A 25,340-nucleotide genomic window follows, 5' to 3' on the forward strand; every position below is an offset into this window, starting at 1 on the left:
GGGGCGGCAGGCCGACGCGCCCTAGGACGAGCAGCTTTCGCACTCTTCCACTTCGAGCGATTTGCTGCGCACGTAGTAGACCGTCTTCACGCCGCATTTCCACGCCTCGTAATACAGGTCGAACACCTGGCGCATCGTGTAGTCGTTCGTGATGTAGAGATTCATCGACTGCGCCTGGTCCACGTGGCGCTGGCGGACGCCCGACGCGCGCACGCTCCACGTCTGGTCAATCAGATGCGCGGGCTTGTACAGCCAATACGTCGCAGGCGACAACTCGGGTGCGACGCGCGGCAGCATGCCCCCCTTCTTCTCTTCCAGGAAGAAACGGCGCATGATCGGATCGACGCCGGGCGTGGTGCCCGAAAGGATGCTCGTCGAAGACGTCGGCGCCACGGCCATGAGATACGCGTTGCGCATGCCGGCGGCGGCTTTCGCGCGCACGCTTCCCCACGCATCGGACACGTAGCCGCGCTTGTCGAAGTAGGCGCCCGTCTGCCAGTCGCTTCCCTCGAACACCTGATACGACCCCTTCTCGGCGGCCAGGTCGGCCGAAGCCTCCACGGCGCAGCGGTTGATGCGCTCGAACACCTCGTCGGCGAAGGCCAGATGCTCCTCGGATTCCCAGCGGATGCCGCGCGTGGCCAGCATGTGGTGGTATCCCGAAACGCCCAGGCCGATCGAGCGATAGCGCTTGTTCGTGATGCGGGCGTACTCGAGCGCGTAGAAATTCAGGTCGATCACGTTATCGAGCGCGCGAACCGCCGTGCGCACCACGTCGCGCATGGCGTCCTCGTCTTCCACCGGCAGTCTTCCCAGCGACAAGCTGGCCAGGTTGCACACCACGAAATCGCCGGGACGCGTGGTGGACACCACCACGGTATCGCCCTCCGACGTACGGGTTTCCACCGAAACGCTTTCGACGGGCGCCATGTTCTGCGCGATTTCGGTGCACAGGTTGCTGCAATAGATGATGCCCGCCTGCGGGTTGGGGTTGGCGCGGTTGACGATGTCGCGGTTGAACGTGAAGGGCGTGCCCGTCTCGACCGCGCTTTTCAGCACCAGACGCACGATGTCTTTGATCGTCATGGTGCGCTTCGGAATGCGCGGGTCGGCCACGCAGTCGAGATAGCGCTTCTCCCATTCTTCGCCGAAATAGTCCTCGAGCGCGTAGCCTTTCACGGTCAGGATGTCGTGCGGACACATGAGGTGCCAGTCCTGGTTCATATCCTGGCCGGCCATACGCCAGAACAAATCCGGATAGCACACGGCCGGAAACACATCGTGGGCCTTCATGCGATCGTCGCCGTTGTTGGTGCGCAGCTGCAGGAATTCCGGCAGGTCCTTATGCCAGGCGTCCAGATACACCGCCGCGGCGCCGGCGCGCATGCCCAGCTGGTCGACGGCCACCGCCGTGTCGTTGATGATGCGGATCCAGCGGATGACGCCGCCCGCCGCGCCTTCGAAACCACGGATGGTGCCACCCGTGGCGCGCACTTTGCCCAGGTACATGCCCATGCCGCCGCCGAACTTGCTCACCTGCGCGAAGTTGTCGATGCTGCGATAGATTCCCTCGAGACTGTCGGGCACCGTGTCGATGAAGCAGCTGGACAGCTGGTGATGCGGCTTGCGCGCGTTCGACATCGTGGGCGTTGCCATGGTCACCTCGAGCTTGGAGAGCATGTCGTAGAAGCGATGCACCCAGCCCATGCGGTCGTTCTCCTCGTCCATGGCCAGATGCAGCGCGATGCCCAGAAACATTTCCTGCGGGCTTTCGATCGCCACATGCTGGCGCGTGGTGATCACATAGCGCTTGATCAGCAGGTCGAGACCCGAATAGGTAAACAGTTCGTCGCGCTCAGGCACAATGAACGAAGCCGCCTGCTCGATTTCGGCGCGCGTGTAGCGCTGCAGAATATAGGCGCCGTACAGGTCCTGGTCGGTCAGCCAGCGCACTTTATCGTAGAAGGTGGCGATCCCGCGCGCAGCGCAGTCGGCCGCAAGCATGCGACGGAACGAGAACGACAGCAGACGGGCCGCGATGAACTCCCACTGAGGCGCTTCCTGGGTGGTAAGCTCCACCGCGGCGCGCGTGAGGGCCGCCAGGCGGTCATCGACCGACATGCCGGGCTTCACGAAGCTCTTGAACTTGGCGGCCAGGGCCGAAAGCGCATAGGCGTCGTCGGAAAACTGCTTCTGGACGCGCGCCAAGCATTCGTCGAGCGAGGCCACGCCCGCCGTCGAAACGATGTCGACACGCGCCGCGCGCAAGCGGGCGCGCTTGTCACGGTACAGAATATAGGCCTTCGCCTCGTCGAAATAGCCTTGCTCCATCAAGCAGCGCTCGACGATGTCCTGGATGCCCTCCACCGTACGCACGTCGGCGGCCGCGATCGAGGTTTCCACCGCGGTCAGCAACGCCGCCAGCTCGGCCTCTTCCGCCTCGCGGCCCGTGTCGGAAAACGCGCCCGCGATGGCCGCGACGATCTTCGACCCGTCGTAGGCTTCGGTCGCTCCGCTTCGTTTGACGATATCCATATATGCTCCCCTTCCGGCGCGGGGCGCGATGCGGCCGATCGTCCGCCCGCGCCCCGCGCTGGCTCATTGCTACTTTTTCAGTAGCATTTAAGCACAGCACGGCTGCAGCCGGAAACGGAAGAGGAAACAAGCGCAGTTTCACCGGAAACGCATGCGGAAAACGCCGGCTGGAAAATCCTGCCGCACGGCCTTACGCGGCCACGTTGAACTTGGCCGCTTCCTTGTCGGTTTCTTCCTGCGACCCTGCGTTCATCAGGTAGATTCCTACCACCACCAGGCCCAGGCCCAAGCCCGTGAACAGGCCGAACGGCTCGTTCCAGACAAGGCAGCCGATCAAGGTGGTCAACGCCGTGCCCGTGCCGCCCCAGATGCCGTATGCCAAACCAAGCGGCACGGTCTTGAGGACGATGACGAAAATCGAGAACGACACCACGTAGGCCACGATGGTCAGAGCCGACGGCCCCAGCACCGTGAAGCCTTCGGAAAGCTTCATCATCGTGGTGCCAATGACCTCGAACACGATAGAAATGCTCAACAACACGTACGGCATGGTTACACCCCCAGCTTCAACATGACCACGCCGCCGATGATCGCGGCGAGTCCCAGGCCCTTCTTCCAATTGAAGGACTCTTTCCAAAACACGGTGCCCACGACCGCCGTCAACGCAATGCCCAAGCCGGTCCATGCCGCATACACCGGCCCGAGCGGCAGCTCTTCGAGCACGAGCGAAATCAGATAAAACGCGATGCCGTAACCGATTACCGTTCCGACCAGGGGAAGCTTGCGCTGAAAGCCGTTCGAGAGCTTCATCATGGAATCGCCGAACACCTCGACGATCACAGCCACCCCTATCAATATGTAGGGAATCATGGCGCTGTCCTTTCTTTCTCATTCCCTCCTTCATCCATGACGCGCCGGGAGCCGTTTCCAACGCAAGCGCGCGAAAGCCGGAGACGGGCTTCGCGCGCCGTCCGGCTGCGGTCGCCGAGCACGCGTCGACAGACCCTCTGTGATCATGGATGCGGGCGCTTCGGGCGCCCTTGACGGCGTCGCATGCGTAGCGGCCTGATGCCGCGCGCGACGCCTTCGCCTCATTGCTCGACCGAGCATAAACTATGCCATAATGGCAGAGTCAATCGACGCATCCGAAGAACCGCGGCTTATGGAGAACGCTCCACAAGCGCGGCGAAAGAGGCCCTATGAAACACGAGCTTTTAAGCATCGGCGAGGTTTCGCGCATGAAAGGCGTCAGCCCCAAGTCGCTTCGCTACTACGAGCAGCTGGGAATCTTGACCCCCGCCCACGTTGACCCGCAGAGCGGCTACCGCTACTACGCCATGAACCAGATGATCGTGGTGGACGTGATCGTCACCTGCATCGAACTGGGCATTCCGCTGAAATCGCTGGCCGGCTACGTGGGCGAATCGGGCGCGCTCGACATTGCCTCGCTTCTGGCGCAAGGCCGCACGAAGGCGCTTGAAAACCTGCGGCGCGCGCGGCTATCGCTCGCCCAGATCGACGGCTACCTCGAAGAAGCGAACGAGCAGGAACGCTTGAGAGGCGGCGCGGAGCCGTATCTGCGCTCGGTCGCGAACCGCTGCATCCTCTACGCGCCGTGGACCGAGCCCGGCTTCGACGCGAAGCGCTACCTGTTCTTGACCACCAGGCTGTACGAATCGGCGGAATCGGCCGGTGCCATGCCGCTCTACCAATGGGGCATGGCGCGCAGCCCCCGCGCGGAGGGCGCGCGCTGGTGCGTCTTCGTAGAAGCGGCGATCGAAGACGACGCCTTCGCCGAAAAGATTTCCGCGCAAGGCGGGCGCACGGGCATCCGCCCGATCGAAGGCGCCGATATCTTCATCGCGCGCATCCCCGCCGGCGCCTATCGCGGAACGCGCATTCGCGAAGCCGGATTCGAGCCGTGCTTTCGCTCCGTATTCGAACAGGCCGAACGCCTCGAAGGCGCAATCGTGGCGGCCAAGGTGTGGGAAGCAGAAATACACCCCGCCGATTACGTGGTGGAACTGCTCGAACGGCAATAAAAAAAATGCCGCCCGTCGCAGTGACAGGCGGCATTCGACATTCGTGGGACGACTCCCGAGCCTACTCCTCTTCGAGGGCGGCGATGACCTCGTCGGTCATGTCCATGCTGTGATAGACGTTCTGGAGGTCTTCGAGCTCTTCCAGCTTGTCGATCAGGCGCATGACCTTCTTGGCGTCTGCAGGAGAAACCTGGGTCGGGGTGGAGGGCATCATGGTGAGCTCGGCACCCTTGGTCTCGACGCCGGCCTCTTCCAGAGCGGCCTTGACGGCCATCAGGTCGGAGGGGTTGGTGTAGACGATCCACTCGTCTTCGGCGTCTTCGTAGTCAAGGCCGCCGGCCTCGGCCACGAGCAGCATGAACTCGTCCTCGTCGACCGCGTTCTCCTTGTCGGCGACCTTCTTGTCGTCGGACTTGATGATCTTCTCGACCATGATCTGGCCCTTGCGGTCGAACTGGAAGGCGACGCAGCCGGGGGTGCCCAGGTTGCCGTTGGCGTGGCGGAATGCGGCGGACACGTCGGCAGCGGTGCGGTTGCGGTTGTCGGTCAGAGCCTCGCAATACACGGCAACGCCGGCGGGACCGTAACCCTCGTAGGTCAGGGTTTCGTAGGAAGCGGCGTCTTTGCCGGTGCCGAACGCCTTGTCGATAGCGGTCTTGATCTTATCCTTCGGCAGCGAGTAGCCCTTGGCCTTCTCGATAGCGGCGGCCAACGAAGCGTTGTTCGCCGGGTTCGGGTCGCCGCCCTCCTTCGCCGCAACGGTGATGTTGCGGGAAAGCTTGCTGAACAGCGCGGAGCGCTTCGCGTCCTGCGCGGCCTTGCGGTGTTTGGTGGTTGCCCATTTAGAGTGACCGGACATGCTTGCCTCTTTCTAGCGTTCGAACGTGCACGTTATGCGCACAGGGCGCGCATCCGTGCGTCGCGTGCGTCTTGAGAAAATAACGCGCGATATTTTAGCGCATAACCCCATGCGGCGTAAAGAAAAACGCCTCGCCATCACAGAGCCCCCATGCCCGCGCGAACCGGCGCGCGGCAGGCGCGGCGCACCCGCGCGAGCATCGCCGCCGCCCGCCGGCCGAATCGCCCCATACGAAAAGGGGCGGCGCCGAAGCGCCGCCCCTGCGGGTTGCGAGCCGAATAGGCGGCGCATGCGATGCGCGCGCAGCCGTTCGCTATCGGGCGCCTTCGCGCTCGGCCTCTTCGCCCTGATGGGCGCGATAGGCCTCGGCGTCGATGCACACGGCGACTTCGCTTCGGTCGCCGCTTTCCATAGCCTCTTTGGTCTCGGCGCGATCGGCATGGCCGAAGGTCTCCATGACCTCCATGCTGCTCAGACGCGACTCGGCGTCGGCGACGGACATGTTATCGTCTTCGCCCGGGTTAGCCACGTAGAGCACGCCGCGCTTGGCGTCGGAACGCGCGCCAACGAACAGGAACAAAAAGCCGATGATGCCCGCCAGCGTGGAAGCGCTGAGGATGGCGGCCTTCGCCGATACGATGAACGCCTCGTTATCGAACGCCAGGTTGGCGACGAAGATCGCCATGGTGAAGCCGACGCCGCCCAGAACGGCCGCACCGATCATGTGGTGCCAGTTCACGTTCGCGGGAAGCGAAGCCAGGCCGGTCTTGACCACGATGAAGCTGAACAGCAGGATGCCGATCGGCTTGCCCAGCAGCAGGCCGAAGAACACGCCCGTGAACACCGGCGAGCCGAGCATGGCGGACGGATCGGCGGTGGCCAGATGCACGTCGGCGTTGGTCAGCGCGAACAGCGGCAGGATCGCGAAGTAGACCCACGGATAGAGCTTGTGCTCGAGCCTGGTAGCGGGAGGAATGACCTGCGCGGCGATGGCGGACAGGTTCTTCACCTCGCGCATGTAGTCCTTCTGGCCGATGACCGGCTCATCGGGGCGATACGCCTCGTAGGCCTTGCGGATCTTCTTGTCGGACCAGGCGATGAAGCCCTTCAGATTGATGCGCGAGCCGGACGGGATGGCGAAGGCCAGCAGAACGCCCGCGATCGTGGAATGCACGCCGCTCATGTAGACGCAGAACCACAGCACCACGCCCACCAGCAGATACGGCACGAGCGAGTACATGTGGGAGCGGTTCATGAGCACGAGCACCACCATGACGCCCGCGGCGGCGGCCAGCCAGCCGATGCTGGGCGTCTGGCCGTAGAAGATGGCGATGACCAGGATGGCGATGATATCGTCGGCCACGGCCAGCGTGGACAGGAACACGCGCACGCCGATCGGCACGCGGTTGCCGAGCAGCGCCATGATGCCGAGCGCGAACGCGATATCGGTCGCGGTGGGAACGCCCCAGCCCATGACGGTGTCGGGGTTGCCCATGTTGAAGATCAGATAGATCACGATCGGCACCAACACGCCGCCGCATGCCGCCACGATGGGCAGCAGCGCCTGGCGGATGTTGGTCAGCTCGCCGACGGTCATCTCGTATTTGATCTCGAGACCGACCAGCAAGAAGAAGATAGCCATGAGGATGTCGTTGATGACATGCGAGATGGACATGGTGTATGCGGTATCGCCCAGAACGAAGCCGATGTTCTGGTGGATGGCGTGCTCGAACGATTCGTACACGCCGGTGTTCGCGATGATCAGCGCGACGATGGCGGCAAGCAGCATGATGCCTGCGGCCTTCGTGGCCGAATGGGTGAACTGGATGATCTTTTTGTACCGGGCCTGGTGAGCGTGAACCTCGTCGATGAAGATCGAGGGTTCGGCGCCCGTAGGACGCTTTTCAGCGGTCATTTCCCCTCCTCCGAAATCTATTCTGGCGGCCGCCCCGACCGGGCTGAGGCCTGCGGCGGGCGTGCCCTGTGCCCCACCGTCGAAACCCATCGGAAGCCGCAGGTCGAAAGCAAGGAAAAACGACCTATGACGAAGCGATGGAGTTGCCTATTATATCCCCCTGGTGTTTCGGATAGCGAAACTATGCCCCGCACGTTTCCGAACTGCCAAGAAAAACCCTACTGGAACCGCAGCTTGCCGCGGTCCGTCTTCGCCGAGGACACGCCTGACGAAACGCCGCGCATGCTGCACCCCGTCAAGGAGGATGCCGCCATGCACTCCGACATCATCATCACGAGCGAGCACGTCTTCGCGGGCGTCGAAGGATGCGACGAGGCGCGTGCCGCCGCGGTCTGCATCAAGGACGGCCGCATCCAGGCCGTCGTCGACCCCGCCGAAGCCGACGCCTACCGCGGCCCCGACACCCGCACGGTCGACTACGGCAGCGCCTTCGTCTGCCCGGGCCTGCACGACGCGCACCTGCACGCCTTCCATTCCGCCCTGTACTCGAGCCCTCTGGCCGAAAGCTTCCTCGGCGAATCCGAAGCCGACTGCGTGGCGCGCCTGGCGCCGCTGGCAGAGCGTCGCCCGACCGGCTGGCTGCTGGCGCAAGGGTGGCGCGAATACCGCTGGAAGACCCCCGTCATGCCGAGCAAGCATTCGCTCGACGAAGTCTACCCCGACCGCCCCGTGGCCCTGTACTCGGGCGACGCGCACACGCTGTGGCTCAATTCCTGCGCGCTGGCCGAGCTGGGCGTGACCCGCGACAGCGTGCCCCCCGTGGGCGGCAGCTACGACAAGGACGAAAACGGCGAACTCACCGGCATCGTGCGCGAGGCGGCCGCCATGGAGCTCATGCCGCGCATCGTGGCCTCGTTCACGCTCGACGAGATAGCCGATGCCTACCGCGGCTTCCTGCGCCGCCTGGCGTCGCATGGCATCACCTCCGTCTGCGACGTGAGCCTCATGGCGCAGCCCGGACTCGACTTCGTGCGCGACGACGTGTACGCGGCGCTTGAAGAAGCGGGCGACCTCACCGCGCGCGTGCACCTGTTCCCCACCCTGCTCGACGACATGGGCCGCTTCGAACGCATGCGCGAAACCTACCGTGGCCCGCTGCTCAACGTAGGCGGCTTCAAGCAGTTCTTCGACGGCGTTTCCAGCCAGCATACCGCCTACCTGCAGGCGCCCTACACCAACGCGCGCTTCGAGGGCGACCGCGGCCAGACCACGGTACCGTTCGCCACGATGCGCGACCTGATCATGAAGGCCGCCGAAAAAGGCTACCCTGTACGCATCCACACGATCGGAGACGAGGCGATCCACGAGGCGCTCGACATTTTCGAGGAGGCGCTCGAAACCTACGGAGCGCCGCGCTTCGGACGCAATTCGCTCGAACATCTGGAGAACTTCCAGCCCGACGACATCGAGCGCCTGGCGCGCCTGGGCGTAATCGCGTCGGTCCAGCCGCCGCACATCACGCTCGATCCGGGCGGCCCCGAGCGCGACCTGGGACCGATGCGCTGCCAGTACATGTGGCCGTTCGCCACCCTGCTCGCAGACGGCGCCACGCTGGCCCTGGGAACCGACTCGCCCGTCGTGGACGTCGACTCGCGCGGCGTGCTCTACACGGCCGTTACCAGGCAGGATGCCACGACCCACGCTCCGCAGGGCGGCTGGCTCCCCTCCGAGAAGATCGGCATGGCGGACGCGCTGCGCGCCTATGCCGCAGGTTCTGCCGCGGCGGCGAACGACCCCGACATCGGCACGCTCGAGGCGGGCAAATGGGCCGACATCGCCGTGTTCGACCTCGACCTGCTCGGCGAAGACGCCGCGCGCGAACCCGAGCGCATCCTCGACATGAACACGCTCGCCACCTACGTGGCGGGCCGCGCGGTCTACGAAGCGTAGCGCGCGACAAGAGCCCGGAGCGAACGCCGGCGACGCCTTGCGAAGGGCGGCGCCGGCGTTTTTCTTCGGCGCGGCGCAGACACGCCCGGGCGCGTTTCCACGTCCGTTTTGGCCATGCCCGGATGCGTGGTTCAAGCCACTTCGACAAGATGGCAACGCGGCTGCGCCATGACACGAGAAGTGCGCTACCATGAACCCAGAACCTAGTTCATCCAGCAACGAAAGGATGGAAAGCATGGATATCAAAGTCATTGGTCGCAAAGTCACCGTCACCGAGCCGTTGAACGCCTACGCCATCGAGAAGATCGGCAACGCCACCAAAGTCCTGAGCATCGATATCCCCGAAGCCGAGGTCGTACTGCGCGTCGAGAAGACCCGCGCCATCCCCTGCATCTGCGAAGTCACGCTGCGCCTCAAGGGCCACACCATCCACGTGGAAGAGCACGAAGAGGATATGTACGCCGCGATCGATGTGGCCGCCGCGAAGGTCCTGCGCCAGCTGCGCAAGTATAAGACCCGCGTCATCGACTACCGTATGCGCGAAACCCTGAAGGACACCGCCCCGGCAGAGGCCGGCGCCACCGACTTCGACGAACTCATGGCCGAGCTTTCCGCCGACAAAGAAGTGGTCCGCGTGAAGGAGATGGACTTCGAGCCTATGACCGAGGAAGAGGCCCTCATCCAGATCGACCTGCTGGGCCACGATTTCTTCGTCTACACCGACCGCGACACCAACGAAGTCAACGTCATGTATCGCCGCACGGGCGGCGGCTACGGCCTGCTGAAGCCGAAGGCCGAATAAACCGACAGCATGCATTGCCCGAGGAGGAGCGAAAGCTCCTCCTCTTTTTTCGTCTGCAGCCGTACGGTCGAGCCGCGCCCTCGCGAGGCGCAAGAGCGCCCCTTGAGCCGCACGTTGGAAACGAAACGGAAAGGCCCCGCAGCGGAACCATCTCGGGCGAGATGGGCGCTGCAGGGCCTTCCAAGACGTCATACGGACGCTTCTAGTAACGCGCCAGGAATTCCTTCGTGCGCTGATGCTGCGGATTGTTCACCACCTGGTCGGCGGGGCCTTCCTCGACGATCACGCCGCCGTCCATGAACACGATGCGGTCGGCCACGTCGCGCGCGAACTGCATCTCGTGCGTGACGATGACCATGGTCATGTGCTCGGCCGCCAGCTGCTTGATCACCTTGAGCACCTCGGCGGTGAGCTCGGGATCGAGCGCGCTGGTGGGTTCGTCGAAAAACACCACTTCGGGGTTCATGCACAGGGCGCGGGCGATGCTCACGCGCTGCTGCTGGCCGCCCGAAAGCTGGCAGGGCACCTTGTCTTCGTTGCCCTCAAGGCCCATCTTCGCGATCAGCTCGCGCGCCTGGCGCTCCACTTCGGCCTTGTCGCGCTTCTGCACGCAGACGGGCGCGTCCATGATGTTTTTGAGCACCGTGTAGTGCGGGAACAGGTTGTAGTTCTGAAACACCAGGCCGAACTTCATCTTCGCACGGCGCAGCACGTCGGACTTGGCGTATTCGGCCTTGCCGCTCTGGCCCGTGCTCGCGACGGTCATGTCGTCATAGTACAGCTCGCCCGAATCGAACGTCTCGAGCAGCGTGGCGCAGCGCAGAAGCGTCGACTTGCCGCCGCCCGACGGGCCGATCACGGCCACCACTTCGCCCGGCATGACGTCGAGCGAGATGTCCTTGAGCACTTCGTTCTTTCCGAAGCTCTTTTTCACGTGCGCCAGGCGCACCACGGGTTTTTGATCCATAAGACAACTTCCTTATTCGTCAAGCCTCGACCCTTAGTCGTGGTAGTAGTTCATCTTTTTCTCGACGCGGTTGAGGATGACCTCCACCACGAAGTTGAAGACCCAGTAGAAGATGGCCGCGAACACGAACGGCAGCATAGACACCTGCGAGGCCACGAGCGCCTTGGCCGAGCTGAACATCTCGCCGACGCCGATAGCGAACGCCAGCGACGTGTCTTTGACCAGCGTGATGATTTCGTTGGCCATGGCGGGCAGAATGCGCTTGACCACCTGCGGAAGCACGATCTTGGTAAACGTCTGCACACGGGAATAGCCCAGAACCTGCGCGGCCTCGAGCTGGCCCTTCGGCACGGACTGGATGCCGCTTCGATAGATCTCGGCGAAGTAGGCGGCGTAGTTGATGATGAACGCCACGATGGTCGCGCTGAACTTCGATTCGGTGCTCAGCTCGATGCCGAAGATGTAATACGGGGCGAAGTAAATGAAGAACATCTGCAGCATGAGCGGCGTGCCGCGCATGATCGAGATGTAGAACCTGACCAGCAGCGCCAGCGGCTTGAACTTGCTCATGCGGCCGAAGGCCACGACGATGCCGAGCGGCAGCGACCCGACCAGGGTCAGGAAAAAGATCTGCAAGGTGACCAGGAATCCCGATCCAAGGATTCCCAACATAGTACCGATGTCCACGACTATCCTCTCTCTACAGCGCAAATCGCGGACGAGCGTGCGCCCGTCCGCGATGGTGTTACAGGTTCGTTCTCTGGGAAGTCTACCTGAAAACGGCTTTACTTGATGAGCCAGTTCTCAAAAGACAAACCGTACTCGGAATACTTGTTGCAAAGCTCCTCGATCGTGCCGTCTTCGTACATGGCCTTCAGCGTCTGGCTGACTTTCTCGGCGGTTTCGACGTTGCCCTTCTTGAAGCCGACCGCGTAGTGTTCGGAGGAAAGCGTTTCGTCAAGCATGACGTAGGCATCGGGCTTCGCGCTCATCTGGTACTGAGCGATGGACAAGTCGCAGGCGACCGCATCCACAGCGCCGGATTCGAGCTGCATGAAGGCGGTGTTGTACTCGCCGATGGTCTCGAGCTTGCCGAAAGTTGCGGCGAGGCCGGCCTTGTCGCCTTCGAGCACGTCGAGGGCGGCGGAATCGACCTGGGTGATGACGGTCTTGCCCGCCAGGTCGTCGAAGGACGAGATGCCCTTGTCCTTCTTCACCACGACCACCTGGCCGTTGAGCATATAGGGCTCGGAGAAGGCGTAGTCGGCTTCGCGGCCTTCCATGGTGAAGCCGTTCCAAATGCAGGAAATAGCACCGCTATTGAGCAAGGTGTCCTTGGCATCCCAATCGATGGGCTCGTATTTGACCGTCCATCCGTTGCGCTCGGCCACCTCGGCGGCCAGATCGAGGTCGAAGCCGGTGTAGTTGCCGTCGTTGCCGACGAAACCGTAGGGCGGATACGACTGGTCGAATCCGACGATGAACTCGGCGCCCTCGGCGGGCGCGCCCTGGGGTTCGCTTTCCGTTGCGGCACCGCCGCCGCAGCCTGCCAGCATGACGGCCGACAGGGCCATCGCCGCCACGAAGGCGATGATCAAAGACAGCTTCTTCTTCATTTCGTCACCCTTCTTTCTGAAACGTTTTCCTCATTATGTTCCTCCATCACTTTAGCATGCTAAAGTGCTTGGCTGATAGTATAGCACAGCAGAGCGATGAAGTGAACAGAGCACAAAAAAGCCCCCCGAAAGCGGAGGGCGGACAATACGCGCCGGCAAACGGGCGCTATGCATTAGAAAGCGCAGGGGAAAGGCACGGAAATGAAGACATGCGGCAACCGGCCCCGACGGCCGGCGGAGTTTCGCTCAAAAACCCGCTGACAAATACGAGGCGTAAAACGGAAGACGAGAAACGAGCACGCTTGAAAGCACAAGCACGCAGCCGCAAACATCGACGGCGCATGCCCTCAAGCCCGCCGCCTTCGCCGACTTGCGCTGCATGAACCAACCAGTCGAAGCAAGCGCCGAAAAAACGACGATTGACACGACATAAGAAGGTACGACATCGGCGGCGGAAGCCACGTTGTTCGAAATTCCCGTCAAGAACAGCGCATGGCACGCCATCATTCCCGCCAGCACAACGATAAGCGGCGGCAAGGCCTTGAGCGCGCATGCATGCCAGCGACCGGTCTCGGGACGAAACGCCCGCATTATCGAAGCACCGAGCGACACGCCCCCCACCAGGGCGGCAAGCCCCAAGTTAACGGGCGCATGCCACGTATCCCACGAAGGCACCGTAGGCACCGAATACGCAAGCGCCACCATGGCGACCATCGCAGCACACGCGACAACCGACGCGACGGCGAGCGTGTTCGCGAACCGGCGGCTATACGTCAGCTTGAACGTATAGAGCCAATACACCCCGGCCGCGAACAAGAATGCGACGACGGCCGCGACTTCATTGGATAGAGGAGAACGCCCGATGCCCTCGACGGCATGCAGGGCGTTCGCAGGCGTTCCCAAATGCGTCGCCGACGCGATGAAGCCCGCCCAAGCAACAGCAAGCGGGACGATCAGCGCATGATTCATCCTATCGCGCACGGCCGCAGCCGTATCGCGGTGCACCAGAAGATACATCGTCGTCAACGCGAAGGCGACCGCGCCGGCGGGAGCCAACGCGGTGAACACCGCCAGCGAACCTCCGCTGAACCCCATGACCCTGCCCCCTATCTATATATCCTGCGCGCAGCAGGCTCGATCGCAAGCAGCGCGCGCACGTCATCGAGCGTCGCCTTGCACAGAAGCGTCAAGCCGCGATACGTCTCGGTGGCCGCCGCGGCGGCGAAGGCATCGAGAAAGCGGTCGGACCAGCACAGCAGATGGTCGCCGAGCAGCTCGCATAGAAGATCGGGGCGCGATCGCGCAACCTCTGCAGCCAGAATGAGCAGGCGCCCGAACTGATCCTCCGGATCGTTTTCGGCATAAAGGCCGCTCACGGCATGCGCGCGCATCCAGTCGCGCAGAAGGACCCATGTGCGCCCGTACATCACTTTCTCGCGATCCATGTATACCGACCCCCACGGCGGCGCGGGGGAGAAGCCGGCTCCGCGTATGAGACGCGTGAATTCCTCCGACATCGCATCGGGAAACTCGTCCGTGCCGCACGCAAAACGACAAGCGGCCTCCACGCGATCCGCTTCCTCTCCGAACGGCCAATCGAGCGCGATGTCGATATCGCGCAGCATTCCGAAGGCGCGGGCGGCGCCTTCTTTGACCGGATGGAACAAGAAGCAGGACCCGAGGATATCGGCGCAGGCCGCGAACGCCTCGAGAAACTCCTCGTCGCGAAGCATCGCCGCACTGCGTTCGGGGTCGCACACGCGATACGTCTTTTCTTGATTCATGGTCCTCCTCCCATGAAGCCGCGAAACGGCGCGGCCTATTCCCCTCCCAGGTCTCCCAGCTCGCAAGGGTTGGCGATCGCCCCCTCGCCGCGTTCGGCCGCAGCCGCTGCGGGCGACAAGAGCATGAAAAGATTCGGCTCCGTATACGACGAATCAGGCAACGGAAGCACGTCGGATACGGCCTCGGAACGAAGCGACGCCATGTCGTCGGCATCGCCTGCGGCGAGCGCGCGAAGCGGGCAGGCCTCGACGCAGATGGGCTGCTTGCCCTCGGCCACGCGGCTCGAGCACCCGTCGCACTTCGAGCTTTGACGGGTGAATTCGTCGATCGACGGCGCATGATACGGGCACGCGACGGTGCAGTAGCCGCAGCCGATGCATTTCTTCGCATCGACGCACACCAGGTCGAGCTCGTTTTTATGCATGGCGCCCGTCGGGCACACGTGCACGCATTCGGGCCTGTCGCAATGATTGCAGGCAAGCGATATGTGGTAGACGTAGGAGGTGACCCTGACGCATCCGTCGGCGCCGCTTTCGCAGACGCCGCCCTCGTAATCGATGACGCGGCGATAGACATGCCCCGCCGCCAGCCCGTGATAGTCGGCGCAGGCGGCCATGCACGTGCGACACCCCGTGCACCGCGTATTGTCGAAGAAGAATCCGCGCGCCAAAACCTCCCCCTTTCGACGCGAACAGCCGCCTTATTGTACGAAAAACGCCCCGCGCCCAAAAGCGCGAGGCGAAATCGCAGAAAGACGCACGCCGCGATCGGGCGGGCGAAAGCGCGCCGCCCGATCGCAAGCCCGTCTAGATCTCCAGCTCGTTGGCCACGAAGCCCGTAGCGTCGCCCGGCTCCTTGGCGGCAGGGCACGCCTTGATGAGCAGGCTCGGAACCGTCAAGGACGGATCGGCCAGAGGCGCGATGCCGGCCACGGCGTCGGGATGGGCCGCCTTGAGCTCGTCCAGATCGCCCCACTCGAGCGCGCGCAGCGGGCAGGCCTCGACGCAGATGGGCTGCTTGCCCTCGGCCACGCGGTCGCGGCACATGTCGCACTTCTTGGCCTTGTTCTCTTCCTTCACCAGGATCGGCACGCCGTAGGGGCAGGCGTCCACGCAGGCGCCGTTGCCCGTGCAGGTGTCCTGGTTGATGAACACGATGCCGTCTTCGTCCTTCTCGATCGCGCCCGTCGGACACGCCGCGAAGCACTTGGGGTTCTCGCAGTGATTGCACGCATCGGAGACGTGGTACATGAACGCGTCGCACGTCGCGGTGCCGTCGGCGCCGAGGGAGCAGCTTCCGCCCTCGTAGTCGAACACCCTGCGGAAGGCCACGTCGGCGGGCAGGTCTTTATAGTCTTTGCACGCCATCTCGCACGTGCGGCAACCCGTGCAGCGGGTGCTGTCGAAATAGAATCCGTAAGCCATTGCATTTCCCCCTTTAAGCCTTGGCGACCTGGACGATCATGGTGTGGGCGTTGCCGTTGCCCTTTCCAAGCGGCGAAGGCCTGTACGTGGTGAGCGTGTTCACGCATGCGCCCTTATCGACCTTGTCGCCGAACATGTCGGCCTTGTGCCACGCGCCCTGCGGAATGCCCACGGTGCCGGGGACGATGCGGGACGTGACTTTGGCCTCGATGCGGATCTCGCCCGCGGGGCTTTTCACCGAGCACATGTCGCCCGAAGCGATGCCGCGGCTCTCGGCGTCGGCCGGATTGATCCACAGCTGCTGACGCGCAACGGCCTCGAGTTCGGGGATGAAGCCGAACGACGAATGAGTGCGGCTCTTGTGGTGGAAACCGGAGCAGTACAGCGGGAACTCGTCGGTAGTGCTGCCGTAGCCCTGGAAGCCCGCGAAAAACATCGGGATCGGGTTGATCGCGTCGCCCTCTTCGAGCTCCCACGTAGCGGCGATTTCGGCCAGCTGCTCGGAATAGATCTCGATCTTGCCGGACGGGGTGGCAAGCGGATTGGCCACGGGATCGTCGCGGAAATCCTTCATGCCGATAGCCGTCGGAAGGGCGCGCTTGTACAGGCCCTGGGCCTTGATTTCGTCCCAGCTGGGCATCTCGGAATCCTCGGCGGCGCCCGCCTCGTAGATCTCCTGGATCCACTGCTCCTGGGTCTTGCCCTCGGTGAACTGCTCTTTCATGCCGAACTTGTCCGCGATGTCCGCCATCACGTCATAGCTCGTGCGGCACTCGCCCGGCGCCTCCTGGGCAGGACCGCCCACGCACACGCCCGTGTACCACTCGGTGTAGCCGTTGGTCTTCATGTTGAGCTGCTCGGAGCGCATGGCGTCGGGCAGCAGGATGTCCGCGTACTTGGCGGAGTCGGTCATCACGGTGTCCCAAACCAGAATGAACTCGCACTTGCTCTCGTCGGAAAGGATCTCGTGCACCTTGTTGATATCGCCATGCTGGTTAGTGATGCAGTTGCCCGCATAGTTCCACAGGAACTTGATGTCGTTGCTCAGCTGGTCGACGCCGGTGATACCCGCATTGGTGGCGGTCATCTCTTTGCCGTGGTCGACGGCATTAAGCCATTCGTAGCATGGGATACGTGCTTTAACGGGGTTCTTGCCGGACGGCAGACCGCCGACCAGCGAAACGGACGGCTCGGCCTCGCGCTGGCCGGTATTGGTGCCGGGAAGGCCGATCTTGCCCAGCAGGACGGGAATCATGCAAATCGCACGGCAGGTGTCCTCGCCGTTGGTGTGACGCTGCGGACCCCAGCCCTGAACCACGAACGGAGCCTCGGCGGCGGACAGGTCGGCAGCAAGCTGGCGAATGGTGTCGGCCGGAATCTGCGTGATCGGAGCGGCCCACTCGGGGGTCTTCTCGACCATATCGTAGCCGGTGCCCATGATGTAGTCCTTGTAGGACTTATTCTGGCCCTTGGCGCTTTCAGGCATGCTCTCCTCGTCGTAGCCCACGCAGTACGTATGCAGGAAGTCGAGGTCGACCTGATCGTTCGCAATGAACTCATGAGCAAGGGCGCAAGCCAGCGCGGCATCGGTGCCGGGACGAATCGGCAGCCACTCCTCAGGATGGCCCGAAGCGCTCTCGTTCATACGATAGTCGATGTTGACGATCTTGCCACCGCGACCCTGAACGGCCTCGCGGACACGAGCGAAGTCCCACACGATATTGGCGCCGCCCATGCGGGTCTCGGCCGGGCTGTTACCGAACATCACCACGAGGTCGGAATTGGCCTCGGCCTCAGTCATCGAAGACGCGAACACGTCGTCGTAGGGCGAGCACTCTTCGCCGTACATATACGGAAGAGCGGCCGAAATCATATTGGTGGAATAGTCGTAGCCGCGCTTCAGGTGACCGCCCAGCAGGTTGAGCAGACGCGAAGACGGATTACCCGTCGCAGAATACATGCCCGTGGCGTAATTGACGTAGATGGCATCGTTGCCGTACGTGTCGATCGTGTACTTCAGCTTGTCGGCGATGGTCTGGACAGCCTCGTCCCAGCTGATCTGCTCGAACTTGCCCTCGCCGCGCTTGCCGACGCGTTTCATGGGATACAGCAGGCGGTCGGGGCTGTTCAGCCAGCGGCGCATGGAGCGGCCGCGCAGGCAGGCACGCGCCTGAAGGTCGATATCGCCCGTGTTATCGGATTCCATGTACTGGACCTTGCCGTCTTTGACATGCCACTGGAACACGCAGTTGCCGCCGCAGTTGACGTTGCACTGGCTCCACGCGATCGTTTCCTCGGCGGCCTCGGGCGCCGCGGCCTCCTCGCTTTTCGGCGCGCAGCCGAACATGGAAGCGCCGCCCAGAACACCCGCGCCGGCGACGGCTCCCGCGAAGGTGCCCTTCACGAAATTGCGTCGCGAAACGGGATGTCCTTCGATTTCTTTCACCATGATTCCCCCTCTCATCAAGGATCATTCCTTGAAACGGTGTGACATGAATATACGTAAAACACCAGGTGAAAGCATCACACCCCACATGTGATTTCTCACACTGAGCCTCGATTCGCTTGCCGGGACGCCGTTTGTTCGTCACACTGATGCACGATGTCGTAAAAAGGAGAATCGTGAATCCCACCCAGCTTATACCGCATGCATCGAGCATCGGCTACGCGCTTTTCACCGTGATCAACGCCACGCAGATCTGGGGCGGCGTATTCCCGTTCCTTCCCAAAGACTTTCAGACCGACGAGGTGACGCTCACCTTCTATCTGGCGCAAACCATCGCATTCTGCACCGCATTCGTCGCAAGCACGTTCGGCTCGTACTACTTCCCCGCCCAAGCGCGCAAAATGCTCATTTCGCTCAGCGCAGGCATGGTGCTCGTCGGATCGTCATGCGTCATCGCCGCCATGTATATACCCGTCTACACCATCGCCTTCGTCTTGGCAGGCGGCATATCGACGGGGGTCGGAACGGCCGGCTTCTTCATGCTTTGGCAACGATACTTCTCGTCCATCGAAGCCGAAGCGAGCAACTATCGCCTCATCTTAGGAGCGGCGGCGGCATGCGCATGCTATTTCGCCCTTTACCTCATTCCCATAGCGCTTACCGCATTTCTGATTCCCGTCGTGATGCTTCCCATATGCGCCCTCTGTCTCTCCCTCTCGGCGCGAGAAATGGATTTCGACCAGCCTATGTTCGAAGACGTGCCGCGCGAGCATCCCCAAGTTTACATGCAGGTCATCAAGGACTCGAAAGCCAGCGCTCTTTGCGTGGCCGCCCTCGCCTTCGCAAGCGGCCTCGCGCGCGGCGTCGCCGTGATCAACCCGCAAATCTCGGACGTCGTGAACTTCGCCTCGATGGCGGGGCTTCTCCTTGCCGCCGCCACCCTGCTGGCGCTTTGGCTCACATCGTCTGTGCGGTTCGGGCTGCGCACGGTCTTTCGCGGCGTATACCCCATCGTGATAACGGGCCTCTTCCTGTTCCCCTTCATGCAGAAAGTCGGCCTCAGCCTGTTCGCGGGACTGACTTATATGGCATTCTCGCTTGTGACGCTCATCATGATGATGCAATGCGCCCAAACCTCCCGCGACCGTGGAACCAACCCCGTATTCGTCTACGGATTCTTCGGCAGCGCCGCCTACATCGCCCAGGGCATCGGATTCCTTCTCGGATGGTTCGCCAACGACATCGAAATACTCGGCGTCGGCCAAACCGCGCTTCTTTCCATCGTGGCCGCATACGTGCTCGGCATGGCTCTCTTCGTCTCGACGAGCGCGAAAGGACACGATGCGCCGAAACGCATCGACCGCATCGAATTTCTCACGCCCCCGCTGGCGCTGCACAGAAAATCGGCATCAGCGGCGCTCGGCATCGGCGACGAGAAGCCCGATTCGAGCGAAGAACCCGAAAACACCGACGGAAACACAGCCGGCATTCGAATCGATGCGAATGCGACGAGCAAGAAGACGCCGATGCGAAAACAGGAGCAAGGCACGACAACGAGCCCCCGATCGGCGCGACGCTTCGAAGGAACCGACCACGTCATCACCGACCGCCTTTCCAAACAATGCATCGTCGTTCGCGAAAAACACGGACTCTCGTCTCGCGAAACCGAAGTCATGGAACTGGTCGCACGCGGCAAATCCATGGCTTCGATCGCCGAAGAGCTGTTCATTTCGGAAAATACGGTTCGCACGCACTGCAAGCACATTTACAGCAAACTCGACATCCACTCCCGCCAAGAACTGAGCGATCTGGTATCGAACACAAAGCTGTAAAGACATCGGGGAGGACCGCTTCGAAATGCGGCCCTCCCCGATTCTTCCTACCTGGGAGCAAAACGGAAACGCGAGCAAGCCGGGCATTTCGCTCTGCCGGGCTCCGCCTTGAACAAGCGCCCGCATTTCTCGCACACCGACACATCGATGGGATTGTATTTCACGGCGGGAACGTCGAAGGAGCGCATATCGTCCCACCCGCCCAAATTCTGCTGAGGACAGCTCATGTAGCATAAGCCGCATTGCGTGCACCGGCTTGCATCATGCGCCAAGTAACGCGGCACGAAAGATCCCTCGCCCGGCTCGGAGCCTGCGGCGGGCATTTGATCGCCCGGATCCGCATCCGTCAGCGAAAGAGCGCCGTGGGGACACATGTTCACGCAGACGCCGCAGCCTTTGCAGGCTCCGTCTTCGACAAGCGTCTTCCAGCACAGCTCGATGCGTTTTTCCGCGGGAAGCGCCTGTGCGGCATCGAGCAGCATCGCGCGCGAACGAGAGACGCGCGGCGCCTGCGAGGGATCGGCCAGATGCGCGGCGCCCTTTTTCACGGCGTCCGCAGCCGTCGACAACGCGCGACGTCGCTGCGCGCCCGCCGTGCGCGCAGCAGCACGTTGCGGCGCGACAGATGCGGGAACGCGAGGCATGATGCGCTCGGCGAACTCGTCGCGACCGAAAAACTCCTTCAAACGGGAAAGCGTCTCTTTGATCTGCGCCACGGCGCAAGCACGCTCGCATGTCTTGCACGGCGACGTTTTCAGCACCACGGGAACGGCCAAGGCATAAGCGGCGACTTCGTCCCAAGGAAGCGATGCGAGGCATGCGACCGTCGCATCGGCATCGCCCTCATAGCGCTCGCACGCGATCACGACGCAGCCGCGGGCTGCGGAAACGGCGCTTTCCACCCGCGCGCACTGCGTCGACGACGCGTTGACCGCCTGCGTCGGACATGCCGTCACGCACAGGCCGCAATCGGTGCAGCCGCGCCAATCGGGCGTCGGCCCGTGCAGCGAAAGCTGCGAAGGACAGACCGCGCTGCATTCGTCGCACGGCGTTTTCTTCTGGATATCGTTCAGGCAAAGCCCTTCGATGCGCGTCGGATGGTTTTCATGCATCCAATAGCCCACCGCATACAATGCCGCCTCGTCGGCAATCCCCATAGCCATTCCTCCCCCGTCTATGAAACCAGGGAGCAGTATAGCGTGCGCAACGTGTGGCGAAGATGCGAACAGGACTCGAGAGCGACGGAAACATGGAGAGCGCCGAAGCGCTCAAGCCGACGCAGCACGCTACAGGCTGATAGCGGCGCCTGGATTGTCGGGCACGGCGCCGATCAGAACCTGGCCGCAATCTTGCACGCGACCGGCCATTTCGCGCACGTCGTACCAGAACTGATCCTCATAGGTGCCCTCGTCGCTGATCACGCCGACGGTTTCCAAGCCGACGCCGCGCGCGTCGAAGACGGAACGGTACAGATGGTATTCCTGAGTGACAACGAAGCAGCTTTCGGCTCGGTACACGTTCGCGACGCGCCACATGGTGTCGTAGGTGTGATATCCGCCCGGATCGCAGCAGACGTCGCCTGAGGGAACGCCGCGTTCGACGGCGTAGCGTTTCATGGCGGAAGGTTCGTCGTAGTTCGCCTCGCGGCCGTCGCCCGACATGATAATCGTAGATGCAAGCCCGCGGTTGTACAGGTCGATCGCGGCATCGACGCGGTTTTCGAGAATGGGAGACAACGAGCCGTCGGCATAGACGCTCGCGCCCAGCACGATGATGCAGTCGGCGCGTTCGGGCGCTTCCGCGGCGAGCGCTTCGTCCAAGGCGCATATGGCGCCCTTCGTGGAAAGCACGACCCAAGCGTTCACGCCGACAAGCACCGTCAAGCACAGAAGCACGACGACGCCGACGCCTTTGAAGAATCCTCGGATCAAAGTATTTCCTTCCCGGGCCTTTCGCCCCGCCGAACAACCCGGACGCACGCCGGGCCGCGCGCAAGAACACTCGCGCTCGATTTCCAGACGTATCCTACCCCACCTTGAAAAACGAGCCTGCGCGTCCGTCGACCTTCACGGGAAATCGCCTGCGTCTGCAAGAATGCAACACAAAACGGCCCGCCCGGCAGCGCAAAATCCGCAACGGAAAGCCGTCCGCAATCGAAGCGAAGCCGAAGCCGCCCGTTGAAACGTGCCGTCATACGCCGTCCGAAACCCGCAATCCCGTAAAGCGCCGCACGAGACCGGGCGCGAACGCGAAACGGGCGCCGCCCCGAAAGACGACGCCCGCGACCAAGCGGCCCGATGCCGCAACGAGCGAATCGACAACATCGGGCAACGCATGCCGCGAAACTGCAGAGGCGCCCGCGCGAACAAGGCCCGAAACAAAAAAATCCCGCCGCCACAACGGGCGACGGGACGATTTGCTTATTTTACGACGATGTTCACCAAACGGCCGGGGATGACGATCTTCTTGACGACCGTCTTGCCTTCGACCGCCTTCGAAGCGGCCGCGAGGGCCTCTTCGAGAATCGCGGTTTCGGCGGCGTCGGCAGCAACCGTGATGCGGGCCTTCACCTTGCCGTTCACCTGGACGGCCAGCTCGACCTCGTCGGCCTTGGCCATCTCGGGATCGAACGTCGGCCAGGCCTCGTTGTGCACGCTGCCCTCGTGGCCGAGGACCGTGTGCCACAGCTCCTCGGACATATGGGCGGCCATAGGCGCGAGCAGCTTCACGATGGTCTCGGCCACGTCGCGGCCGAGTTCGGCGTCGCGGGCGTCCGGCGCGGTCTTACGCAGATAATCGCCGGAAGCGTTCACCAGCTCCATGATCGCGGAGATGGCCGTGTTGAAGTTGTTGCGCTCGAAATCGTCGGTCGCCTTGCCCACGACGCGATGACGCTCGCGCAGCAGCACCTTGGCCGACTCGGCCGCCTGCTGCGCCGTGGCGGCGCCTTCCTCGTAGTAGGTCTGCTCGTCCGCTTCGCCCATCAGGTCGTAAACGATGCGCCACGCGCGGTTGAGGAAGCGATAGATGCCGCCGAGGCCAGCCTCGTTCCAGTCGAGGTCTTTGTCGGGCGGCGCCATGAACAGAATGTAGGTGCGCACGGCATCGGCGCCGTACTCGTCCATCATGACGACGGGAGAAACCACGTTGCCCTTCGACTTGGACATGGTTTCGCCGTGCTCGTCTTTCACCATGCCCTGGCACAGCAGGTTGGTGAACGGCTCGTCGAAATCGACCATGCCGGCGTCGCGCAGGACTTTCGTGAAGAAGCGCGAGTACAGCAGGTGCAAGATGGCATGCTCGATGCCGCCGATGTACTGGTCGACGGGCATGTAGCGGTTCGCCTTATCGGGAGCGAACGGCAGCTGGTCGTTATGCGGGTCGCAATAGCGCAGATAATACCAGCTCGAGCAAGTGAACGTGTCCATGGTGTCGGTCTCGCGACGTGCGGGGCGACCGCACTTCGGGCAGACGCACTCGACGAATTCCTTGTGGTCGGCCAGCTGCTCGCCCTTGGTGATGTCAAGATCGAGCGGCAGCTCGACCGGCAGGTCCTCTTCGGGAACGGGCACGATGCCGCACTCGTCGCAATAGATCGCAGGGATAGGGTTGCCCCAGTAGCGCTGACGGCTGATCAGCCAGTCGCGCAGACGGAACTGCACGGACAGCTTGCCCTTGCCCGCAGCCTCCAGGTCGCCGATGATCGCATCGACGGCGGGAGAATGCTTGCCGCCCTCCATGCCTGTGTATTTGCCGGACTGCACCAGGTAGCCCGTGGCCTCGAAGGACTGTTCCCAATCGACGTTTTCGACCACCATGTCCTGCTGGTCTTTGAGCTGTTCATACAGCTCGTCTTCCTTCGGCAGGATGATCGGCGGAACGGGCAGGCCGTATTTGCGGGCGAACTCGAAATCGCGCTGGTCGCCGCAGGGAACGGCCATGACGGCGCCTGTGCCGTAATCGGCCACGACGTAGTCGGCCACCCACACGGGAACCTTCTTGCCGTTAATCGGGTTGACCACGTAGCGGCCCGTGAACGCACCGTGCTTCTCGAGGTCGCCCTGGGCGCGCTCGACGGCGGTGACCTTCTCGACGCCTTCCATGACCTCGCGCACGGCGGCCTCGTACTCGGTGCCTTCGACCAGCTCGATCAGGCCGTCGTATTCGGGAGCCAGCAGGAAGAAGCTGCAGCCGAACAGCGTATCGGGGCGGGTGGTGAACACCGTGATGTCGTGGCCCTCCATGGGCTCGCCGTTTTCGTCGCACAGCGCGAAATCGACCTCGGCGCCTTCGGAGCGACCGATCCAGTTGGCCTGCATCTGCTTGACGCGCTCGGGCCAGCCATCCAGCTTGTCAAGGTCGTCGAGCAGCTCCTGGGCGTATTCGGTGATCTTGAAGTACCACTGCTCCAACTCGCGGCGCTCGACCGCGTTGCCGCAGCGCCAGCACACGCCGTCGGTGACCTGCTCGTTCGCCAAAACGGTATGGCAGGACTCGCACCAATTCACGGGGTTGCTGCGACGCTCGACCAGGCCCTTCTCCCACATCTTGAGGAAGATCCACTGACCCCAACGATAGTATTCCTTATCACACGTGCGCACCGTGCGGTCCCAGTCGTAGGAGAAGCCCATGCGCTTGAACACGTTACGCTGGGTTTCGATGTTGCCGTACGTCCAGGTGGCAGGATGGCCGTTGTGCTTGATGGCCGCGTTTTCGGCGGGAAGGCCGAAGGCGTCCCAACCCATGGGGTGCAACACGTCGAAGCCGCGCATCTTGCTGTAGCGGGCGATCACGTCGCCGATGGAGTAGTTGCGCGCGTGGCCCATGTGCGGGTCGCCCGACGGATACGGGAACATCTCGAGCACGTATTTCTTCGGCTTCGAGGAATCCTCTTCCATCTTGTTCTGTTCGGTCTGCTCCCAGACGGCCTGCCAACGAGGCTCTATCTCATGGGGGTTGTACTCTTTCATCTGCAGCTCCTGATATCTTGCACGTCCAGCCGCACGCGGCTTTCGAAACATGAATTCCGCCTATTATACGGCCGTACGCAAGAATGGAGAAATCGCCCACGAGAAAATTAACGCGCCCGTGAGAAACCGGGGCGCATTCGCGCGCGAACGGCTGACGCACCTCGCGCATCGGGAAAACGGAGGCGACGCAAAAGGGC

General features: G+C 62.6%; 20 protein-coding genes. 4 read left to right on the plus strand and 16 right to left on the minus strand.

All coding sequences use genetic code 11. The features are described from left to right. Positions 1-21: 21 nt before the first annotated feature. The 3 genes from DMP07_RS05735 to DMP07_RS05745 all read right to left on the minus strand — a co-directional run bounded on the left by DMP07_RS05735 (position 22) and on the right by DMP07_RS05745 (position 3,405). Complete coding sequence (locus DMP07_RS05735; RefSeq protein ID WP_123198186.1) at positions 22-2,535, minus strand: ribonucleoside-diphosphate reductase subunit alpha; 2,514 nt, start codon at positions 2,533-2,535, stop codon at positions 22-24. Positions 2,536-2,725: 190 nt separating this feature from the next. Continuing rightward, positions 2,726-3,085 carry a DMT family transporter gene (locus tag DMP07_RS05740; RefSeq protein WP_123198187.1) on the minus strand — a complete coding sequence of 120 codons (360 nt, stop codon included), beginning with the start codon at positions 3,083-3,085 and terminating at the stop codon, positions 2,726-2,728. A gap of 2 nt (positions 3,086-3,087) precedes the next feature. Next, positions 3,088-3,405, minus strand: a complete 318-nt coding sequence (locus tag DMP07_RS05745; protein ID WP_123198188.1) for a DMT family transporter — start codon at positions 3,403-3,405, stop codon at positions 3,088-3,090. 329 nt (positions 3,406-3,734) lie between these two features. Between DMP07_RS05745 and DMP07_RS05750 the strand changes: the two genes are divergently transcribed. Continuing rightward, positions 3,735-4,577 (plus strand): MerR family DNA-binding transcriptional regulator, encoded by an 843-nt coding sequence (locus DMP07_RS05750; protein WP_123198189.1) that lies wholly within the window; start codon positions 3,735-3,737, stop codon positions 4,575-4,577. A 61-nt stretch (positions 4,578-4,638) separates the two neighbouring features. Here DMP07_RS05750 and DMP07_RS05755 read toward each other — a convergent pair whose 3' ends face one another. Further along, positions 4,639-5,436 (minus strand): YebC/PmpR family DNA-binding transcriptional regulator, encoded by a 798-nt coding sequence (locus DMP07_RS05755; protein ID WP_123198190.1) that lies wholly within the window; start codon positions 5,434-5,436, stop codon positions 4,639-4,641. Positions 5,437-5,749: 313 nt separating this feature from the next. Continuing rightward, complete coding sequence (nhaA, locus tag DMP07_RS05760) at positions 5,750-7,351, minus strand: Na+/H+ antiporter NhaA (protein ID WP_123198191.1); 1,602 nt, start codon at positions 7,349-7,351, stop codon at positions 5,750-5,752. A 183-nt stretch (positions 7,352-7,534) separates the two neighbouring features. Here nhaA and DMP07_RS05765 point away from each other — a divergent pair, with 183 nt between their 5' ends. Together DMP07_RS05765 and hpf are read left to right on the plus strand one after the other, a co-directional pair. Continuing rightward, on the plus strand, positions 7,535-9,301 hold the full coding sequence (locus DMP07_RS05765) for an amidohydrolase (RefSeq protein WP_244594886.1): 1,767 nt from the start codon (positions 7,535-7,537) through the stop codon (positions 9,299-9,301). Positions 9,302-9,536: 235 nt separating this feature from the next. Further along, positions 9,537-10,103 (plus strand): ribosome hibernation-promoting factor, HPF/YfiA family, encoded by a 567-nt coding sequence (gene hpf / locus DMP07_RS05770; RefSeq protein WP_123198192.1) that lies wholly within the window; start codon positions 9,537-9,539, stop codon positions 10,101-10,103. A gap of 202 nt (positions 10,104-10,305) precedes the next feature. Here the strand turns inward: hpf and DMP07_RS05775 are convergent, their stop codons facing one another. From DMP07_RS05775 to DMP07_RS05810, 8 genes are all read right to left on the minus strand, one after another. Continuing rightward, complete coding sequence (locus tag DMP07_RS05775; protein WP_123198193.1) at positions 10,306-11,070, minus strand: amino acid ABC transporter ATP-binding protein; 765 nt, start codon at positions 11,068-11,070, stop codon at positions 10,306-10,308. A gap of 33 nt (positions 11,071-11,103) precedes the next feature. Continuing rightward, positions 11,104-11,742: an amino acid ABC transporter permease gene (locus DMP07_RS05780; protein ID WP_425303985.1), complete on the minus strand. Its 639-nt coding sequence runs from the start codon at positions 11,740-11,742 to the stop codon at positions 11,104-11,106. A gap of 113 nt (positions 11,743-11,855) precedes the next feature. Next, entirely contained in the window at positions 11,856-12,686 is an 831-nt protein-coding gene (locus DMP07_RS05785) for an amino acid ABC transporter substrate-binding protein (protein ID WP_123198195.1), read from the minus strand. A 246-nt stretch (positions 12,687-12,932) separates the two neighbouring features. Beyond that, positions 12,933-13,781 carry a dimethyl sulfoxide reductase anchor subunit family protein gene (locus tag DMP07_RS05790; RefSeq protein WP_123198196.1) on the minus strand — a complete coding sequence of 283 codons (849 nt, stop codon included), beginning with the start codon at positions 13,779-13,781 and terminating at the stop codon, positions 12,933-12,935. An 11-nt stretch (positions 13,782-13,792) separates the two neighbouring features. Continuing rightward, complete coding sequence (locus DMP07_RS05795) at positions 13,793-14,470, minus strand: molecular chaperone TorD family protein (RefSeq protein WP_123198197.1); 678 nt, start codon at positions 14,468-14,470, stop codon at positions 13,793-13,795. Positions 14,471-14,505: 35 nt separating this feature from the next. Beyond that, positions 14,506-15,141: a 4Fe-4S dicluster domain-containing protein gene (locus DMP07_RS05800; protein ID WP_123198198.1), complete on the minus strand. Its 636-nt coding sequence runs from the start codon at positions 15,139-15,141 to the stop codon at positions 14,506-14,508. A gap of 136 nt (positions 15,142-15,277) precedes the next feature. Next, complete coding sequence (locus DMP07_RS05805; RefSeq protein WP_123198199.1) at positions 15,278-15,895, minus strand: 4Fe-4S dicluster domain-containing protein; 618 nt, start codon at positions 15,893-15,895, stop codon at positions 15,278-15,280. Positions 15,896-15,908: 13 nt separating this feature from the next. Further along, a complete protein-coding gene (locus DMP07_RS05810; protein ID WP_123198200.1) occupies positions 15,909-18,344 on the minus strand; it encodes a DMSO/selenate family reductase complex A subunit in 2,436 nt (811 codons plus the stop codon). 146 nt (positions 18,345-18,490) lie between these two features. On the opposite strand from DMP07_RS05810, the gene DMP07_RS05815 reads away from it, so the two are divergent. Then, a complete protein-coding gene (locus tag DMP07_RS05815; RefSeq protein ID WP_123198201.1) occupies positions 18,491-20,173 on the plus strand; it encodes a helix-turn-helix transcriptional regulator in 1,683 nt (560 codons plus the stop codon). Positions 20,174-20,220: 47 nt separating this feature from the next. On the opposite strand, the gene DMP07_RS05820 is transcribed toward DMP07_RS05815, so the two are convergent. From DMP07_RS05820 to leuS, 3 genes are all read right to left on the minus strand, one after another. Further along, positions 20,221-21,336 (minus strand): 4Fe-4S dicluster domain-containing protein, encoded by a 1,116-nt coding sequence (locus tag DMP07_RS05820; RefSeq protein ID WP_123198202.1) that lies wholly within the window; start codon positions 21,334-21,336, stop codon positions 20,221-20,223. Positions 21,337-21,459: 123 nt separating this feature from the next. Beyond that, the gene (locus DMP07_RS05825; RefSeq protein ID WP_244594888.1) at positions 21,460-22,104 is read right to left on the minus strand and encodes a SanA/YdcF family protein; all 645 of its coding nucleotides are present in this window, start codon (positions 22,102-22,104) and stop codon (positions 21,460-21,462) included. A gap of 489 nt (positions 22,105-22,593) precedes the next feature. After that, positions 22,594-25,143 carry a leucine--tRNA ligase gene (gene leuS / locus DMP07_RS05830; protein WP_123198203.1) on the minus strand — a complete coding sequence of 850 codons (2,550 nt, stop codon included), beginning with the start codon at positions 25,141-25,143 and terminating at the stop codon, positions 22,594-22,596. Between the last annotated feature and the right edge of the window lie 197 nt (positions 25,144-25,340).

It is taken from the genome of Slackia faecicanis, assembly GCF_003725295.1.
GTDB lineage: Bacteria > Actinomycetota > Coriobacteriia > Coriobacteriales > Eggerthellaceae > Slackia > Slackia faecicanis.

What these genes read in the sequence shown, in the direction of transcription:
- DMP07_RS05735 (WP_123198186.1), bottom strand. Translation starts at nt 2,535, where the DNA reads ATGGATATCGTCAAACGAAGCGGAGCGACCGAAGCCTACGACGGGTCG.
- DMP07_RS05740 (WP_123198187.1), bottom strand. Translation starts at nt 3,085, where the DNA reads ATGCCGTACGTGTTGTTGAGCATTTCTATCGTGTTCGAGGTCATTGGC.
- DMP07_RS05745 (WP_123198188.1), bottom strand. Translation starts at nt 3,405, where the DNA reads ATGATTCCCTACATATTGATAGGGGTGGCTGTGATCGTCGAGGTGTTC.
- DMP07_RS05750 (WP_123198189.1), top strand. Translation starts at nt 3,735, where the DNA reads ATGAAACACGAGCTTTTAAGCATCGGCGAGGTTTCGCGCATGAAAGGC.
- DMP07_RS05755 (WP_123198190.1), bottom strand. Translation starts at nt 5,436, where the DNA reads ATGTCCGGTCACTCTAAATGGGCAACCACCAAACACCGCAAGGCCGCG.
- nhaA (WP_123198191.1), bottom strand. Translation starts at nt 7,351, where the DNA reads ATGACCGCTGAAAAGCGTCCTACGGGCGCCGAACCCTCGATCTTCATC.
- DMP07_RS05765 (WP_244594886.1), top strand. Translation starts at nt 7,535, where the DNA reads ATGCCCCGCACGTTTCCGAACTGCCAAGAAAAACCCTACTGGAACCGC.
- hpf (WP_123198192.1), top strand. Translation starts at nt 9,537, where the DNA reads ATGGATATCAAAGTCATTGGTCGCAAAGTCACCGTCACCGAGCCGTTG.
- DMP07_RS05775 (WP_123198193.1), bottom strand. Translation starts at nt 11,070, where the DNA reads ATGGATCAAAAACCCGTGGTGCGCCTGGCGCACGTGAAAAAGAGCTTC.
- DMP07_RS05780 (WP_425303985.1), bottom strand. Translation starts at nt 11,742, where the DNA reads ATGTTGGGAATCCTTGGATCGGGATTCCTGGTCACCTTGCAGATCTTT.
- DMP07_RS05785 (WP_123198195.1), bottom strand. Translation starts at nt 12,686, where the DNA reads ATGAAGAAGAAGCTGTCTTTGATCATCGCCTTCGTGGCGGCGATGGCC.
- DMP07_RS05790 (WP_123198196.1), bottom strand. Translation starts at nt 13,781, where the DNA reads ATGGGGTTCAGCGGAGGTTCGCTGGCGGTGTTCACCGCGTTGGCTCCC.
- DMP07_RS05795 (WP_123198197.1), bottom strand. Translation starts at nt 14,470, where the DNA reads ATGAATCAAGAAAAGACGTATCGCGTGTGCGACCCCGAACGCAGTGCG.
- DMP07_RS05805 (WP_123198199.1), bottom strand. Translation starts at nt 15,895, where the DNA reads ATGGCTTACGGATTCTATTTCGACAGCACCCGCTGCACGGGTTGCCGC.
- DMP07_RS05810 (WP_123198200.1), bottom strand. Translation starts at nt 18,344, where the DNA reads ATGGTGAAAGAAATCGAAGGACATCCCGTTTCGCGACGCAATTTCGTG.
- DMP07_RS05815 (WP_123198201.1), top strand. Translation starts at nt 18,491, where the DNA reads ATGCACGATGTCGTAAAAAGGAGAATCGTGAATCCCACCCAGCTTATA.
- DMP07_RS05820 (WP_123198202.1), bottom strand. Translation starts at nt 21,336, where the DNA reads ATGGCTATGGGGATTGCCGACGAGGCGGCATTGTATGCGGTGGGCTAT.
- leuS (WP_123198203.1), bottom strand. Translation starts at nt 25,143, where the DNA reads ATGAAAGAGTACAACCCCCATGAGATAGAGCCTCGTTGGCAGGCCGTC.